The 16,103-nt window shown below is 72.8% G+C and carries 11 protein-coding genes; all 11 read right to left on the bottom strand.

Annotated elements, in window-relative coordinates; translation table 11 throughout:
* Positions 1 to 18: 18 nt before the first annotated feature.
* The 11 genes from PZE19_RS27855 to PZE19_RS27805 all read right to left on the bottom strand — a co-directional run bounded on the left by PZE19_RS27855 (position 19) and on the right by PZE19_RS27805 (position 15,933).
* Complete coding sequence (locus PZE19_RS27855) at positions 19 to 1,221, bottom strand: acyltransferase family protein (protein WP_277863871.1); 1,203 nt, start codon at positions 1,219 to 1,221, stop codon at positions 19 to 21.
* Complete coding sequence (locus PZE19_RS27850) at positions 1,218 to 2,666, bottom strand: patatin-like phospholipase domain-containing protein (protein ID WP_277863870.1); 1,449 nt, start codon at positions 2,664 to 2,666, stop codon at positions 1,218 to 1,220. The genes PZE19_RS27855 and PZE19_RS27850 overlap by 4 nt, the downstream gene beginning before the upstream one ends.
* Positions 2,667 to 2,751: 85 nt before the next feature.
* Positions 2,752 to 4,098: a glycosyltransferase family 4 protein gene (locus PZE19_RS27845; protein WP_277863869.1), complete on the bottom strand. Its 1,347-nt coding sequence runs from the start codon at positions 4,096 to 4,098 to the stop codon at positions 2,752 to 2,754.
* A gap of 202 nt (positions 4,099 to 4,300) precedes the next feature.
* Positions 4,301 to 5,314: a GDP-mannose 4,6-dehydratase gene (gmd, locus tag PZE19_RS27840; protein ID WP_277863868.1), complete on the bottom strand. Its 1,014-nt coding sequence runs from the start codon at positions 5,312 to 5,314 to the stop codon at positions 4,301 to 4,303.
* Between the two features lie 63 nt (positions 5,315 to 5,377).
* Positions 5,378 to 6,052, bottom strand: coding sequence for an EpsI family protein (locus PZE19_RS27835; RefSeq protein WP_277863867.1), 675 nt, complete (start codon positions 6,050 to 6,052; stop codon positions 5,378 to 5,380).
* Complete coding sequence (locus tag PZE19_RS27830; RefSeq protein WP_277863866.1) at positions 6,049 to 7,137, bottom strand: exosortase/archaeosortase family protein; 1,089 nt, start codon at positions 7,135 to 7,137, stop codon at positions 6,049 to 6,051. The genes PZE19_RS27835 and PZE19_RS27830 overlap by 4 nt, the downstream gene beginning before the upstream one ends.
* 53 nt (positions 7,138 to 7,190) lie before the next feature.
* Complete coding sequence (locus PZE19_RS27825; RefSeq protein WP_277863865.1) at positions 7,191 to 9,209, bottom strand: hypothetical protein; 2,019 nt, start codon at positions 9,207 to 9,209, stop codon at positions 7,191 to 7,193.
* 763 nt (positions 9,210 to 9,972) lie between these two features.
* Complete coding sequence (locus PZE19_RS27820) at positions 9,973 to 11,544, bottom strand: O-antigen ligase family protein (protein WP_277863864.1); 1,572 nt, start codon at positions 11,542 to 11,544, stop codon at positions 9,973 to 9,975.
* Positions 11,545 to 11,568: 24 nt separating this feature from the next.
* Positions 11,569 to 13,875, bottom strand: coding sequence for an exopolysaccharide transport family protein (locus PZE19_RS27815; RefSeq protein ID WP_277863863.1), 2,307 nt, complete (start codon positions 13,873 to 13,875; stop codon positions 11,569 to 11,571).
* A gap of 52 nt (positions 13,876 to 13,927) precedes the next feature.
* A complete protein-coding gene (locus PZE19_RS27810; protein WP_277863862.1) occupies positions 13,928 to 15,652 on the bottom strand; it encodes an MraY family glycosyltransferase in 1,725 nt (574 codons plus the stop codon).
* On the bottom strand, positions 15,652 to 15,933 hold the full coding sequence (locus PZE19_RS27805; protein ID WP_277863861.1) for a hypothetical protein: 282 nt from the start codon (positions 15,931 to 15,933) through the stop codon (positions 15,652 to 15,654). Before PZE19_RS27805 ends, PZE19_RS27810 begins: the two co-directional genes overlap by 1 nt.
* Between the last annotated feature and the right edge of the window lie 170 nt (positions 15,934 to 16,103).

Below are 16,103 nucleotides of genomic sequence, written 5' to 3'. Positions count from 1 at the left end.
GTGCGTCCGATCGGGTCGCTAGCGCGGCATGCCGAGGATCGGCGCCGTCGTCGTCGCGGGTCGTTCCGCGGCCTTCAGCCTCTTGAGCATCCCGGCGCGCCAGGCCATCAGCGGACGCTCGGCGACGAACCCCAGGATCAGGCCCGAGCCGATCCCGGCGACGCTCAGGAAAATCCAGGTCACGCGCCAGTCGCCGCTCATCCATCCGGTCCGCGTCATCAGCGACCCCAGCCACATGATGAACGGGCCGTGGAACAGGTACGTGGGGTAGCTCGCCAGGCCGAGCGCCCGGATGGCCGCCCCCACGCGGCCGCGATCGGGCGCGGGGGCGTCCGACCGGTCGAGGGCGACGAATCGGGCCAGCATCATCGTGAACGCCGCGCCCAGCACGAGGTAGAGGACCTGGATGTGGACGGCGTGCGAATACCAGAGGCCGACCGCCAGCAGCAGGACCAGGGGCCACGCGGCCGAAACCCGCCGCGCCGCCGCGCTGCGGCGGAGCCACGGGCGATAGACGGCGACGAAGGCCCCCTGGAACCAGATCGTCCCCAGGCCGAACAGCAGCCCCAGGCTGCGGACGATCGGGTCGGTCCGGAACCAGCCGAAGTACGCCGCCTCCAGCAGCACGGCGAGGGCCAGGCAGAGGGCCATCCCCAGGCTCGCCGGCCGGACGCCCCGCTTCATGGCGACGCAGACGACCGCGCCGAAGAAGACGTAGTAGAACATCTCGTTGGTGATGCTCCACGAGGGCGCGAACGAGCCGAACGTCTGCTGGAAGTTCTGCACGACGAAGAGCTGCGCGAACAGGGCCTCCGGGTCGAGCCCGTGCGGCCAGGTGCTGGGCCGCGACGACGCCATGAGCCACTCGAAGACCACGGCCGCCGCCAGGGCCACGTAGTAGAGCGGCAGGATCCGCGAGAGCCGGGCGATCAGGTAGGTCTTCAGAGGGAAGCGGCCCCGCTCGACCTGGCGCTCGACGGAGAGCTGGATGCAGTAGCCGCTCACGACGAAGAAGCCGATCACCCAGAAGACGCCCGCGGCGACGACGTAGAGCCAGAAGTCGTGCACCGCCGGCGACATGGCGGCCGGGGCGGCCGGGTGGATGGCCCAGGCGATGTCGAGCGCATGCGCGACGACCACCAGGAAGGCGAAGAGGCCGCGGCAGACGTCGATCTTCTCGAAGGACGTCAGCGGCGTCCGTGCGGCGGGCCGGTCGGTCAAGTCGATGCTCCTTCCGTGAAGCGACGGGCGGCGAGGCGGCCGTGGGCCGGCGCGGCGAGGGTGATCGGGGCGGCGTGCGGGCCCGGCCATGCCGGCGGGCCCTCGCTCGCGGCGGCGGCCGGGGCCTCGCGGTCGGCGAAGTACCTGGAGGCGAACCAGACGACGACGAGGACGGGGCAGGCCGAGAATCCCCAGTTGTAGTAGTACCAGACCACCGGGTCGTCGCCGACGACCACGAACCAGGCGTTGTAGAAGAAGATGGCCCAGAAGAACTGGCCCCAGACGGTCCGGGCGTGGAGCAGGAAGTAGTCGTAGCTGGTGCGGAGGGCGAGCGCCACGGCGGCCATGACGATCACCGTGCCGATCACGCCGCCGTTGAGGTGGGTGGCGCCGAGGATGCCGATGGCGGGCCCGGCGAAGTCCTCGTCGCGCTTCAGCTCGGAGCCCGCGATCCAGGCGTCGATCCACTTCGTGCGGCCGTAGATCGGCTTGGACGGCCAGATGATCCGGGGGATGTACGTGGAGAAGGCCCGCAGGTAGTTGGCGCCGTAGTCGTACCCCGACTTCTCGGGCACGGTGTCGAGCATCAGCAGGTAGCCGCCGTATTCCTTGCTCTCGTACGAGACGTCGGGGTCGGGCGGGCCGTCGTCGGCGACGTCCATGCTGACGAGGATCTTGGACACCTCGAACTCGCTGACGAACTGGCCGAAGCCGGCGATCGACCGCTCGTAGTTCGGGTTGTTGCGCCAGCCGATCGACACGGCCACGACCAGCGCCCCGGTGAACGCCGTCGCGCCCAGGACGCCCCACGACGGCCGTTTCAGCCGGGTGACGTAGATGGCGCAGATGGTCGTCAGCACCCCCATCAGCGAGTGCGACCGCTTGGCGTTGAACATCCAGATCAGGACGTACAGGCCGGCCACGGCGAGGCCCGCGGCGAAGAACGCCGGCCGGGGCGCGTCGACCCGCCGCCCGGTCGTGATCAGGAGGATCGCCGCGACCATCATCACGAACGGGAAGGATCGCAGCAGCGTCCCCTCGGCGGACAGGTCTTCCTGGCCGATGCCGCCGCCGAAGACGCCGGCGCAGAACAGCCCCCAGACGATCAGCACCGGGCTCAGGGCGGCGACGGTCGGCGTCGACCACCCTTGCGGCGCCCGGGGCAGCCTGGGGGCGATCAGCCGCCCCGCGCCGACGTGGTAGACGGCCAGGAACCACACGAGCGCCCAGAGGGCGCGGGAGTTGGCGGTCGTCACGACCTCCTCGCCTCGCACGCCGATCGCCCAGTCGTGGTAGTTGATCGCCTGGATGACGTAGATCTGGACGTAGCCGACGAAGAAGAGCCAGACCGGCGCGAACGGGTCGAACCGCCGCGTCGCGACCTGCAGCAGGAAGTACAGGCCGATGACCCCGGCCGTCGCGTAGACGTATTGCAAGTCGTCCATGACTCTCGACGCTCGCCGCGTCGCCCCCCTTCCCTGGCGGGATGCCCATCCATGTCCGGTCGATCCGCCGTCCTCGGCCGCCCTCCTACGCGCCGGCCCGCGCCAGCGGCGCTCGCCCGCGTTCGGTCGCGCGACCTCGGCGGGGGCGGCGTTCTTCGATCAGGCCGACGACGGCCTCGACGACGGCGACGTGGTAGCGGGGCCAGTCGAAGTCCATCGCCCGCCCCCGCGCCGCGGCCGACATCCGCGCCCGCAGCGTGGGGTCGTCGCCCAGGCGGGCCATCGCGGCGGCGAGGGCGTCGACGTCGCGCGCCGGGACGACCAGGCCCTCGACGCCGTCGCGGACGACCGAGCCGGCCTCGGGCGTGACCACGGCCGGCAGCCCGCAGGCGAGCGCCTCGTAGGTCACGACGGCCGACCCCTCGAACAGGGACGGGAAGACGAAGACGTCGGCCGACGCCATGTGCGCGGGGACCTCGGGATGGCCCACGCGTCCCAGCGGCTCGACGCCTTCCATCAGGCCTTCCAGCGGCCCGAGGCGGCGGGGCATCGGGCCCAAAAGCTGGAGCCGCCAACCGGGCCGGCGGACCTTCGCCCAGGCCTCCAGGAGGTACTTGATCCCCTTGCGCTGGCTGACCCCGCCCGCGAACAGGAAGGTGCAGGAGTCGTCGGGCCGGCGGTTCGTCAGGGGCCGGAAGCGGCGGCAGTCGGCCGCGTAGGGGATGACGCGGAGTCGGTCGCGGGGGACGCCCTCGCGTTCGAGGGTCGCGGCGATGTGCTCGGAGGGGACGAGGATCCGGTCGGCCAGCGCCAGGTCCTGGAGCCGGCGGGCGTGCAGCCAGGCCATCTCCTCGCGGTCGAGCGCGGCGTCGCCCAGGTAGAGCGGGAAGAAGTCGGGCGCGAGGGCCTCCTCGGCCTCCAGGAGCCGGGCCTCCTCGCGGACGTCGCCGTGGACCATGCTCAGGACGGTCGCGATCCCGCGCCGGCGGCAGAGCGGCATCGCCACGCCCGAGCCGACGTCGCTGAACACCAGCAGGGCCTCCGGCGGCGAGGCGGCCAGTTCGCGGGCCAGGCGGCGGTCGAACCAGTGGGTGCGCGCCCGAGCGGCCGCGCGCTTCAGGCGGGGGCGGCCGGCGAACTTCGACTCGACCCGTAGCGCCAGGTCGACGGTCGGCGCCGAGGCGACCCGATCGGCGGGGATCTCGTCGTCGTGGCGCCGGGCCAGGAGCCGCCGCCAGCGGTCGTAGAGGGCGGGGGCGAGCTTGCGCGTGAGCGTCGCGCCCAGGCCGTCGGGGTCGTGGTAGTACGAGGTCACGAACCGCTTGAGCATCGCCGCGCGATGCATCCCGACCACGGCCTGATAGGCGGGCGGGCGGGCGTCCGGGCAGGCCACGACCACGGAGTCCCGATATGTGCGCGCTTGTACGTCCATGGCACCTCCGACCTTCCCTGGTGGATCATCCCTGCGTGACGTCGAAGTAGACCAGAAGTCGCCCCCGAAGGCAAGCCCGCCGGGGGCGGATCGGGGACGTCCTGGGGAGCGGCTTCGAGAGGGGGCCGAAGGGCCCGCGCCGGGCCGGGGGAGCCGGCGTCCGGGAGGCGCGTAGCCCCCTGCGTTCGGCGCCTCGGGCGGGTCAGCCCGCCTGGAAGGCGAGGGCGTGCTTCTCGCGGCGGGCGAGTTCGAGGTCGTGTTCGACCATCATCTGGACGAGGCCGTCGAAGTCGACCTCGGGCTCCCACCCGAGGACCTGGCGGGCCTTCGTCGCGTCGCCTTGCAGGACGTCGACCTCGGAAGGGCGGACGTAGCGCTCGTCGAAATCGACGAAGTCGCGGTAGTCCAGGTCGACGAGCTGGAAGGCCTTCTCGAGGAGTTGGTGGATCGAGTAGGTCTCGCCGGTGGCGACGATGTAGTCGTCGGGCTTCTCCTGCTGGAGCATCAGCCACATGGCGCGGACGTAGTCGCCGGCGAAGCCCCAGTCGCGCTTGGATTCCAGGTTGCCCATGACCAGGCGCTTCTGCAGGCCCTCCTTGATCCGCGCCGCGGCGAGGGTGACCTTGCGGGTGACGAACGATTCGCCCCGGCGCGGGCTCTCGTGGTTGAACAGGATGCCCGAGCAGGCGAACAGGCCGTAGGCCTCGCGGTAGTTGATCGTCTGCCAGTGGGCGTAGAGCTTGGCGACGGCGTAGGGGCTGCGGGGGTGGAACGGGGTGTCCGGCCCCTGGGGCGCGGGAGCCGAGCCGAACATCTCGGAGCTGGACGCCTGATAGAACCGGACGGGCCGCCGGCGGTTGAGGACGCGGACGGCCTCCAGCAGGCGAAGCGTCCCCAGGCCGACGACGTCGGCGGTGTACAGGGGCTGGTCGAACGAGACGCGGACGTGGCTCTGGGCCCCGAGGTTGTAGACCTCGTCGGGCTGGATCTCCTCCAGCAGCGCCGAGAGGCACGAGGCGTCGGCCAGGTCGGCGTAGTGGAGGGAGAAGCGGCCGGCGCCCGTGGCGTCGTGGGAGAGGTGGTCGATGCGCTGCCGGTTCAGGGTGCTCGACCGCCGCACCAGGCCGTGGACCTCGTAGTCGGGCTTGTCCAGGAGGAACTCGGCGAGGTAGGAGCCGTCTTGTCCGGTGATGCCGGTGATCAGGGCGCGTTTCATCGTGTCGATCGCCTTGGGTCCGCGGCGGCGTGCGCCGGCGTGTGCCTGTCTCGCCCTCGTCCGTCAGGGCACGTGATATTCCGCGCGGTCGGGGGGCAGGACGGGCTCGAGCGCGGCGAGCAGGCCTCGCGCGAACTCCCCCAGGGCGACGGCGTCCGGGTCGACGTCGCCGGGGTAGAAGACCTCGACCGTCATCGACGAGCCGCGGGTGGTCCGCCCGTGGCTGCTGCGACTGGTGACGGGGAGCCGTCGAACGAAGTTTTCCAACCGTCCTTCCCCGAAAATGTAGTACCAGAACCCGACGTGCTTCACAAGATCCCCCTGCGCGTAGCCCAGGCGGGTGCAGGTGAGCGCGCGGCCGCCGGCGGCGGGGAACTGCAGCTCGCGGGTCTGGGACTCGATCTTGGTCCAGCCGCTGGAGGGGAGGCAGATCTCCGGCGTGTGGCGGAGGTTGGTCCCCTGCTCCGAGTAGTTGATCCAGAGCATGAGCTTCAGCCCGGGGCGGCGACGGCTCTCGTACTCCCGGTTGAGGTACTCGGTCGTCTGCGCGCGCTCGATGACGTCGAGGGGCACCGGGACGTCGCGGCCGGCCCAGCCGTCGAGCTCCATCGGCAGCGAGGCCAGGGGCCGGCGGAGCGGCGGCCGCTCGGTGGCGTCCATCCGCTCCAGGCCCGCGCGGGCGGCCAGGCCCAGGGTCAGCAGGGCGGCGCACAGGCCGCAGCGCTTCAGGGTCGTCATGACAGTTCCTCGGTGGCGGACGCGCTCAGGGAGAGGGCCCCGGCGACCCGACGGCTCGGCCAGCCCTCGGTCGCCGCCAGGATCGGCCGCCCGGTCGCGACGGCCTCGGTCGGGGGCGTCGTCGGCGAGGGGCCGGGCGCGTCGTCCCCGGCGCAGAAGAGGTCCATCAGCATGCAGACGGAATTCAGGAGCAGCAGGCCCATGCCCATCAGGAGGACCCCCTCGAGCGTGTGGTAGGCGCCCTCGGCGTAGCGGGGGTCGAGGTAGTGCATGACGTAGCCGGTGGCCACCACCCGGGTCGTGTTCGCGAACAGGGCGATCGGCAGCGCCGAGAGGACCACCACCGCGCGGTACCAGCCCGGACGTCGCGACAGGTAGGCCACCGCCGCGGCCAGCGCCAGGAACCCGGTGAGCTGGCGCATTCCGCTGCACGCCTCGGCCACGAACATCTGCACTCCGCCGGGGAGGGTCATCCGGTTCCCTTCGCAGAGGACCGGGACGCCCGTGGCGTTCATGAACCCCGACGCCACCCGGCTCGCCATGAGCTGCAGCGGCGAGGCGATCCGCGAGTACAGCGCGATCGGCAAGGGCACCATGAAGATCAGGAACGAGAAGGGGAACCAGTACCGCCGCAGCGCCGCCGGGCCGGCGACGATCGTGAAGCAGCCCACCAGGGCGGCCAGCAGCGCCAGGTCGCCCAGGAAGTCGATCGGCAGGGGGACCGTCACCAGGTGCGCGAGCAGCGCCCCGCCCAGCAGCAGCCCGCCGAGCCACACGCCCGAACGGCCCTCCGGCGACGCCGGGGCGCCCTCGCGGCGGTAGACCTGGGCCGCGAAGTAGAGGCTCAGCAGCGGCACGAGGAAGCCGTGGCTGTAGTTGTCGTCGGTCGTCCAGGCGCGGTAGAAGTGCCGCAGGCTCTCCTGGAACAGCAGGGCGAAGAGGGCCGTGCAGGCGGCCGCGCCGAGGACCGTGAGCCGGTTCTCCGGGGCGCGGACCCAGCGCAGGAACGCGTCCGCGAGCCGCGGGTCGTCTTCGGCCGCGGGGGCGGGTTCGGGGGGCGGGGCCGGCCTGTCGGGGGTCGCCATGGTTGGTCTTCCTTGGGAGCGTGGGGAGGGGTCGCGCCCGGTCGCTTGATCCGTCAATTCGCCTTGAGGCGGTTCGTCCCTGGGATGGTCGGGCCGCGCTGGAGGTCCATCGCGCGGCGGCTGACGTCGTCGGAGTCGGCCACCGCGAGCGCCTCGTCGAGCGCGGCGCGACGGTGGTCGTCGTCGTTGAGATGCAGGGCGACGTCGGCGATGTTGAACCACCACGACCGCCGGATGCGCGGGTCGGGCATCCGGTCGATGGCCGCCCGGTATCGGCGCTCGGCGTCCTTCCAGTCGGCCTGCAAGGCCAGGGCCTCGGCGGCCACGGCGAGCGCCAGGGCCTCGCCGTCGGGGTCGTCGGCCGGCTCGTCGGGGCCGCCGGCGCGGGCCCTGGCGTCGGCCTCGGACCGTTCGAGGATCCGCTTGAGGATCGCGTCGGCCTCGGGCCGTCCCTGCTTCCTCAGGACGCGGGCGGCCGCGAGTGCGGAGACGCCCGACTCGGGGACGGCCTCGGCCCAATCCTGATAGGCCCACGAGGCGTCGGCGGCCAGCTCGCGGACGACCGCGGCGGCGAGGCCCTCGCCCGGCAGCAGGTAGCGCGGGACGTTCGGATCGTCGCTGAACGTCAGCGCGCCGGAGGGCGTCGGGTCGGCCTTGGCGGCGATCTCCAGGGCCCGGCGGTACGCCCGCATGGCTTGCGCGTTCTTGCCCGAGCGGTGCAGCGTCCGGCCGGTCCAGGCGAGGCTGACGGCGTCGCGGCTCAGGCCGGCGGCGGTCGGGCCGCCGGGCGTCGGGTCGCCGGCCTTGCGGGCGAGGGCGAACCGGGCGAGCGAGTCGAGCGGGCCGACGGCGGCCGCCGCTTCGAGCATCCCGGCCGGGGTCGCGTCCCAGCCGTGCTCGACCCGGGTGCCGTCGAGGTACACGCCCCACTGGGCCAGGTGCGCCGGCGCCGCGCCCCACCACGAGGGCGACGGCGGGACGATCGACTTCGCCAGCGGCCGGTCCTTGGCCAGCCCGCGGCGAACCGCCGCCGACGTCTCGATCGCCGTCGAGGCCTCGTGCGAGACCGTCGCCTGGCGCCACGAACAGAACGCCAGCACCCCGCCGACCGCGAGCGTGAGCGCCATCGCCGGCGGCGTCGCCAGCCACGCGGGCGGCGTCCAGTGCGCGGGCTCCCGCGCGACGGTCGGGGCCGCGATCGAGGCCCTCGCCGCCCGCGCGGCGGGACGCGGGATCGCGGCCGCCGCGTCCCGGGCGCGGAGCCCGGCGTTCAGGACGTCCTGGACCGAGGGGAGGACCCAGGCCTCGTCGGCCCGCGACCGCCGCGACCGCGTCGGGTCGAACGTCTCGGCCTCGTCCTCCTCGATCTCGACGGCCCGCCGGGGCCGCGGCTCCGGCTCGACGACGGGTCGAGCCTCCGACGAGACGTATCCATAACCGACGCCGCTCGTGTCGGCCACGAACCGCCGCGCGTGGCCCGTCGTCGCCATCGACTCCACCACGGGCGAGTACGTCCAGGTCGGCTCGGGCTCGGGCTGAAACGTGGGCGCGATGGACGGCGGCGACTCGAACGGCTCCTCGGCCGTCGGGCCGGCTTCGAGGGTCGACGGCGCGGCCGCCGGGATCTCGGCCTCGACCGGTTCGATCGCTCGCGCGACCTCGGGCTCGGCGTCGACGAGCAGGACGGCGGCGTCGGTCGCGAACGCCCCGGCCGATTCGCCCGCGCTTCGGCGAAAGCAGAGTCGCCGTGGGAGTCGCCGGCGGATGGCGACCTCGGCCCCGTCCTCGACGGCGGGAACTTCAGGTGCGACCGGCTCGGGCCGGGTCGCGATCGACCCGGCCGCCTCGGCGGCGGCGAAGTCCCGGTCCAGGTCCGCGACGTCCAGGCTCTCCAGCCGGGCGAGGCGGTCGACGTCCAGGAAGCTCGCGGCCGGCGTCGGCGCGAGAGGCCGGGGCGCGACGTCCGGCAGCGGATTCGCCCAGGATTCGGGCGCGGCGGGCGTCGTGCGACGCGGCTCGGCAGGCCGCGCGGGCCGGGGTTGGGGCGTGGGCGTCGCGGCGGGTCGCGGCATACGGGCGTAGGCGGCCGGACTGTACCGGGGAGTCGTCGGCGGCGTCGGCGTCGAACGGGATCGAGCGACCGGCTCGACCCGGGGGGCGGCGGGCCGAGGGGCGACCTCGGGTGCCGGCCGGCGTTCCGTCGGCTCGACGGTTCGGGCGATCGGCGGCGCGGGTGCGGGGCCGCCGGGGCGGGCGTCGGCGCGGGCCGGGCGTCGGCGGCGCGGGCGGCCTTGAGGCGGTCGCCGGCGGCCTTCCAGCGGGCCTCCCACGGGTTGGCCAGGCCCGGCGTGGCCGCGGGCGCGAGGGGCGGCTCGACGGCCGGCGCCGCGACCGGATGATCGGGAAAGGCTTCGGGCCGAGGGGCCCGGGCGCGAGGCTCGTCGCGGGGGGGCCGCCAGTCGGGCTCGGCGAACTTGTTGCGCTTGAGGGACAGCCGGAACGACCCGACCTGGAAGCCGACGTCGAACGGCAGCGGCTGCGGGCCGTCGATCGGCCGGCCGTCGAGGGCGACGTCGGAGCCGCCCAGCGGCGTCAGGTGCCAGGTTCGGCCGCGGCGATGCAGCCGGCAGGCCTCCTCGGGGAGCGACGGGTCGGTCAGCCGGACCTCGCAATAGGCCGCCCTACCGATGCGTACCGATATCCAGGGGATCTCCACGATCCGGATCGGCCCGGCGTCATGGTCCTGGATATGGAGACAGGTGGATTCGGCCATCGTGGAATCGACTCCTCCCTGAGCGATGTCCCGGTCGGTCTCGTAGCGTCGCGTCCTCGCGATCAGCCGCGTTCGACGAACAGGTCCGTGCCGCCGGCCAGCCAGCGATTCCAGGTCCCACCCAGGGCGCTGGCGGATACGGCCACGGCCGTCAATTCCACCGTCCAGTGGACGGCGGCCAATAGACTAAGCGCCAAAGCCGCCCCGATCAACCCATGCGCCAGGAATCGATCCATCGATCCGAGACGCTTCAGACTCCCGGGGATCCGGGCCAGGCACCAGAGCGCCCCGACGCCCAAAATCGCCAACCCGACCAGGCCCGCCTCGGTCGACCATTGCAGCAGGCTGCTCATGGCGGTGTTCGAGGCCAGGTCGCGATCCTTGAAGTAGGGCTGCACCGCGCCGAAGGCCCCCAGGCCGACGCCGACCACGGGGAACTCGCGGAAGATGTGCGAGGCGTCGCGCCAGACCTCGCGGCTGCCCCGCCAGTCGGGCGCCTCCAGGGGCGGTCGGGCCCCGGTCATGTCGTCCCAGCGGGCCTGCGCCGCGACCCCCGAGGCCAACGCGACGAGCAGCGTCGAGGACAGCCCGAGGCCCACCACGCGGGCCCCCGGCGTGAACAGGGCCGGCAACCCGACCATCGCCAGGCCGAGGGCGGCGGGGACGCAGAACCAGGGGCCGGCGGCCATCCCGACCAGGAACGCCCCCGGGATCGAGAGCAGGGTCAGGAGGATCGCCAGGCTGCCCCGCCCCGTGCCCGCCATGCGGTCCGCCCAGCTCTCGCGGCTGCCGCGGGGCGAGCACAGGTGGATCACCAGGGCGAGGATCAGCGGCAAGGCCAGGGCGCCCAGGGCCAGGAAGCCGCCGACGCCGCCGGGGAGCGAGCCGAACGTGAACGGGCGGACGACCTCCAGCTGAGCCGACGGGGCCGAGCCGGGGGCCGTCGCCGCCGGCAGCTCGCGGAGCGCCGCGACGGCCGGGGCGTCGAGCAGGTCGTTCGAGTCCGGGGCCCACCAGGGCGCGCCCGCGCCGGGGATGCAGTAGCCGTAGAGGCCGTCGGTGCGGGTGCTGATCTGCACCAGGGCGAACGTCGTGTTCAGCAGGAAGCCGGCGATCACGGCCCCCCAGATCAGGTAGAGCCGCTGGAGCCGGTCGACGGCGTGCGAGGCGCACCAGAAGACCCCCAGGCAGGCCGCCGCCAGGGCCAGCCGCCGGACGGTCGCCGCGCGGTCCAGGCTGGCGGGAGAGCGGATCGTCGCCGCCTCGGCGAGCGTCGCGCCGGGGTCGTCGGCCCGGGCCAGGTCGGGGAGCGCCCCCCGGGCGTAGACCGCGCGGGCGGTCGGCGAGAGCCGCCCGGCCAGCCCCGCCGGCAGCGGCAGGACCTGGAGCACGCCCAGCGCCAGCGCCGCGAGCCCCAGCAGCCCGAGCGGGCTCTTGAGGATCGTGACGCGGCCCTCGACCAGGTTCCGGACCAGCAGCATGAGGGTCAAGGCCGTCGCGGCGGCGACCAGGGCCGGGCGCGACCACCAGGCCGTGCCGCCGAAGCCGAGGATCGCGGCCAGGACCAGGACCGCGACCATCCAGCCGAAGGAGCGGTCGAACGTCGACAGGAATCGCATGCGAAGGCTGTTCACGGGGTGCTCCGATTCCGTCGGGACTCAGGCGTCGGCCGGGGCGCCCGCCAGGGCGTCCTCGCGGGCGGGGCTCGTCGAGGAGGCGGCCAGGGCGCGATCGCGGCGGGGCGGCGGCGTCATCGGCGTCGGGCCGTAGCCGTAGCTCGACCAGTTCTGCACCCCTTCGCTCAGGCCGTTGACGATCACGCCGGCGATCTCGACGTGCGACTGCTCGAGCACGGCCTTCGCCCGCTGGAGCGTCATCGTCTGGTGCGCCCCGGCCCGGACGACCAGCATCGCGGCGTCGACCATCCGGCCCAGCACGCGGCAGTCGGCCATGCCCAGGATCGCCGGCCCGTCGAGGATCACCCGGTCGTAATGGTGCGTGACCGCCGCCAGGAGCTGCCGCAGCTCGAGCGTGCCGAGGATCTCGATCGGCACCTCGCGGGTGTCGCCGGTGGGGATGAAGTCCAGGTTGTGCAGGTCGGTGCGGCGGAGCGTCGCCTGCCAGGGGACCGACCCCTTGAGGACGTCGACCAGGCCCAGCCCCGGGCCGCCTTCCTCGTCGTCCTCGGCCGGGAAGACGCCGGCGAGCGTCGGCCGGCGGAGGTCGACGTCCAGCAGCAGGGTCCGCTCGCCGGCCCGGGCGCAGGCCGCGGCCAGGTTCAGGGCCGCGGTCGACTTGCCGTCGCCCGCCTTGGCGCTGGTGACCAGCAGGCTGACGATCGGGCCCAGGCGGTCGGCCGCGCCCAGCAGGCCGGCGCGGATGTTGCGGAAGGCGTCGGCCGCGGCCGAGTCGGGGACGGCCGAGGTCCACAGGTGGCCGCCCCGGTGCGTCAGGGCGGTGCGCGGGATCCGGGGGACGATCCCCAGCAGCGGCAGGCCCAGGCCGTGGCTGACGTGCTCCGGCACGCGGACCGAGTGGTCGAGGTACTCCAGCAGGAACACCAGGCCCAGGCCCAGGCCCAGGCTGAAGACGAGCCCCAGGGCCATCGTGACCGTCCGGCTCGACTTCGGAGTGGTCGGCTCCTCGATCCGCCCCTTGATCGTCACCGGCTGGCCCTGCGACTTCGCCAGCAGCTCGAACGAGGCGAGGTCGTGCTCCATCTCGGCGATCCGCTTCCGCAGCGCGCCGCGTTCGTCCATCAGGGTGAGGAACTTCTGATGGTCGGGCATCGCCTTCTGCAGCCGGACGAGCAGTTCCTGGCGGCGGCCGTCGGCCGCGTCGACCTCGCGCTGGAGCGAGTCGTGGATCATCTCGGTCGGGTCGGCGGCCATCTTCCCGTTCGACTTCGTGTAGGACGCGCCCAGCTCGTCGATCTCGTCGAGCACGTCGTTGAGCTGGTTGGAGATCGTCTGGACGGCCGGGTCCGAGTTGAAGTGGCGGGTCTTCCGCTTGAGCACGGTCAGGCGGTCGACGAGCTGATCCTTGACGTCCTGCAGCCGGTCGAGCTGCTGCATCTTCCTGGCCTCGGCGGGCGAGACCATGTCGTCCTTGGGGAAGAGCGGCGCGAACATCATCTTCTGCTGAAGCTCGGCGACCCGCGCCTGCTGCTGGGCGATCGACTGGCTGATGTGGGTGTACTGCTCGTCCAGGATGTTCCGCCCGCCGGGGCCGATCGTCCCCAGGGTCGTGATCTGGTCGAGCATCGACTTCTCCATCGCGGCCGACTCGCGACGAAGTTCGTTCAGGGCCTTGCGGGCGTGCTCGACGGTGTCGTCGACGTGCTTCTGCTGGTCGACCTGGGCGTACTTGACCAGCTCGTCCAGCTCGGCCTCGAGCAGCCGCTTGGTCAGGGCCGGGTCGCGGCCGGTCAGGTAGACGTAATAAGTGTTCGACTTGTTGACCGGCTTGACGCTGATGTTGTTGACGATCAGCTCCATCGCCGGGTCGTCGAGCTGCGCCAGCTCGGGGCCGAGGCGGGTGCCGGCGACGACGCGGTCGGCCAGCATCCGGCCCTGGAGGTCGGTGATCATGTCCGCCGCGTAGGAGGCCTGGGTCGAGGCGTCGGACTGGGTGACGTCCCGCGCGACCAGCGCCGAGAGCGCCGCGTCGTTGTGCGGCTGGACGATGCGGATCTGGGCGATGGCCTGGTAGAGCTTGGGCTGGCGGAGGGCGTAGATCGAGGTCAGCGTGCCCATCGGCACGGCGACGATCAGGGCCAGCCAGAACCGCCGCCGCAGCGCGCCGACGTAGTGGCCCGTGGTCTTGACGGCGGCCAGGTCGGGCCCGAACGGGGCGGCCGCGGCCGGGCCGTGGGGCGTCGGCCGGTAGGGGCTCGGGGGGGCCGCCCCGCGCGAGGACGGGGCGATCGGTGCGGATGCTCCGCGATAGGGCGCGATGTCGTCCATGATGGCCTCCGTGTCCAATCCCTGGGTGTCGTCGTCCGGACTCGCGTCGCCGTCAGCGTCGGGCCAGCCCCGCGGCCGGCGGGACGCCCCGGATCGCCTCGGGGGTCGGCCCGGCCGCGTCGCCGACGACCGGCTTGCCGATCCCCAGCCGCCGGCCCAGCCCTCGCGCCATCGCGATCGGGAAGGTCGCCGGCGCGGCGTCGGCCTCCCGTCCCTCGTCGACCCGGGCCTGGGCCTCGGCCGCGACCAGGCCGGCCCGCCGGGCCTCCTCGTCGGCCGCGAAGCCTTGCAGGCGGTCGGCCAGGCTCTCGGTCAGGCGCTGGAGGTAGCGGAAGACGATGTCGGCCGACAGCCCGCCGGCGGGCGTCAGCCGCATCACGGCCGTGATCCGCAGGCCGCCGCCCACCGTCCGGAAGATCGCGCCCGGCGAGGCGGACGACCCGTCGTCGATGGCGTCGAGCGTCTGCACGGCGTCTTCGGGCGGGAACGTCGCGTCGGCGCAGGCGACGTGGATCCCGCCGCAGCCCAGGGCCTCGGCCGTCTTCTCGAGGATCTCGAACGCGGCCAGCGGCGACTTGCACAGCTCGACCCGCTGGATGGCTTCCCACGTGAGCTTCGCCGCCCGCCGTTCCTGCCGGCCCCGGACCATCCGCGCCTGGAAGTCGTCCATCAGGTTGTTCAGCTCGTCGCGGCGGCTGGTCACCACCACCAGGAACGCCAGGCAGCCCGACATCCCCAGCACGAGCGCCAGGAACTCGCTCCGCAGCGACACCCCCAGCAGCACCGCCCCGCACAGGAAGCCCGAGAAGCAGTACAGCAGGAGCGCCGCCTGCCTCGGGTTCAGGCCCAGGCCGATCAGGATGTGGTGGACGTGGCGGCGGTCGGCCGCGCTCATCGGCAGGTTCCGCACCCAGCGCCGGAAGATGGCCATGGCCGTGTCCGAGATCGGCAGCCCCATCGCCAGGATCGGGAACAGGATCGAGATCGCCGAGGGCCCCTTGAGCGACCCCTGCACGCCGATCACCCCGATCAGCAGCCCGATCAGCAAGGCCCCGCTGTCGCCCAGGAAGATGCAGGCGGGGTGCCAGTTGTAGAGCAGGAACCCGGCCAGCGACCCGGCCAGGGCGGTCGCCAGGATCGCGACCTCGACGTTCCCGTTGTGCAGGGCCACGAGCGTCAGGGTGCCGCTCACCAGCAAACCCACGCCCGAGGCCAGGCCGTCCATGCCGTCGATCAGGTTCCAGACGTTCATGCAGCCCAGGAACCAGAACATGGTGATGAGCAGGCTCGCCGGCGCGACGTCGAAGGGCCTTCCCATCACGACGAACGGCAAGGCGGGGCTCCCCAGGTCGAGGTTCAGCCCCAGGGCCTCGATCCGGTCGATCCGGATGCCCCCCAGGTAGAGGGCCATCACCGCCGCGGCCTGGCCGAGCAGCTTGACCCGGGGGCCGAGCGACCGCGTGTCGTCGACGAAGCCGACGACCAGGATGATGATCGCGGCGGCGAAGATCGGCCACTCGTGGTTCAGGTCGGGCAGGTTGATGTTGATGTTGGCCGACCACGCCGAGGCGTGCGGCAGGAAGACGCCCACGGCCACCCCGAGCGCCAGCCCGAGCCCCCCCAGGCGGGGGACGGCCGAGGTGTGGATCCGCCGGTAGCCGTCCGGCTTGTCGATCGCCCCGACCCACCCGGCGATCTGCGTGACCAGCGGCGTGGCGAGCACGCAGCCCATCATCGCGAACGCGAAGATCATCAGGTACCCGTTCGAGATCATCATCAGCCGAGCCCCCCCCCGCGCCGTGTGGAGATCGCGCCGGTCGTCGTCGCCCGGCCTGGGATGCCGATCGGAAACGGAGGCTGCGCGGCGACGAGCCCGAGCGGAATCGGCCGAGATCGGCCGGTGCAAGCGTCGTCGAAGAGCCGGGCGAGCATCGCCGCCGCCTGGGATGCGGCCGCGGCGAGCGTCGGGAGGACGGTCGAGGACTGTTCGCGGAGACGAGCGATTCGTCCCGCGCGGCCCGTCGAGCGTCGATGGAGGATCAGGGTGTAGCCAAGCACGGTGGGTCTCGTCTTCCTTGACTCGTGCAGGTGCATTGCCACCCCCGGGCTTCCGTCCCGGGTCTGGACACTCTCTGAGACGACGGAGTATCCCCGATCGACTCAACCCCGTCAAGCGCGATCGTCGACCGAAACCGGCCCTCGCGAGGGCCCTCAATCCAGGCATCCGG

It is taken from the genome of Paludisphaera mucosa (assembly GCF_029589435.1).
In the GTDB taxonomy this organism is placed as follows: Bacteria; Planctomycetota; Planctomycetia; order Isosphaerales; family Isosphaeraceae; genus Paludisphaera; species Paludisphaera mucosa.
The sequence above is the reverse complement of the archived record's forward strand: the minus strand, read 5'-3'. Positions and strand labels throughout refer to the sequence as shown.

Coding starts and splice junctions, on each gene's coding strand:
- PZE19_RS27850 (WP_277863870.1), bottom strand. CDS start 2,666: ATGGACGACTTGCAATACGTCTACGCGACGGCCGGGGTCATCGGCCTG.
- PZE19_RS27845 (WP_277863869.1), bottom strand. CDS start 4,098: ATGGACGTACAAGCGCGCACATATCGGGACTCCGTGGTCGTGGCCTGC.
- gmd (WP_277863868.1), bottom strand. CDS start 5,314: ATGAAACGCGCCCTGATCACCGGCATCACCGGACAAGACGGCTCCTAC.
- PZE19_RS27835 (WP_277863867.1), bottom strand. CDS start 6,052: ATGACGACCCTGAAGCGCTGCGGCCTGTGCGCCGCCCTGCTGACCCTG.
- PZE19_RS27830 (WP_277863866.1), bottom strand. CDS start 7,137: ATGGCGACCCCCGACAGGCCGGCCCCGCCCCCCGAACCCGCCCCCGCG.
- PZE19_RS27825 (WP_277863865.1), bottom strand. CDS start 9,209: ATGCCGCGACCCGCCGCGACGCCCACGCCCCAACCCCGGCCCGCGCGG.
- PZE19_RS27815 (WP_277863863.1), bottom strand. CDS start 13,875: ATGGACGACATCGCGCCCTATCGCGGAGCATCCGCACCGATCGCCCCG.
- PZE19_RS27810 (WP_277863862.1), bottom strand. CDS start 15,652: ATGATGATCTCGAACGGGTACCTGATGATCTTCGCGTTCGCGATGATG.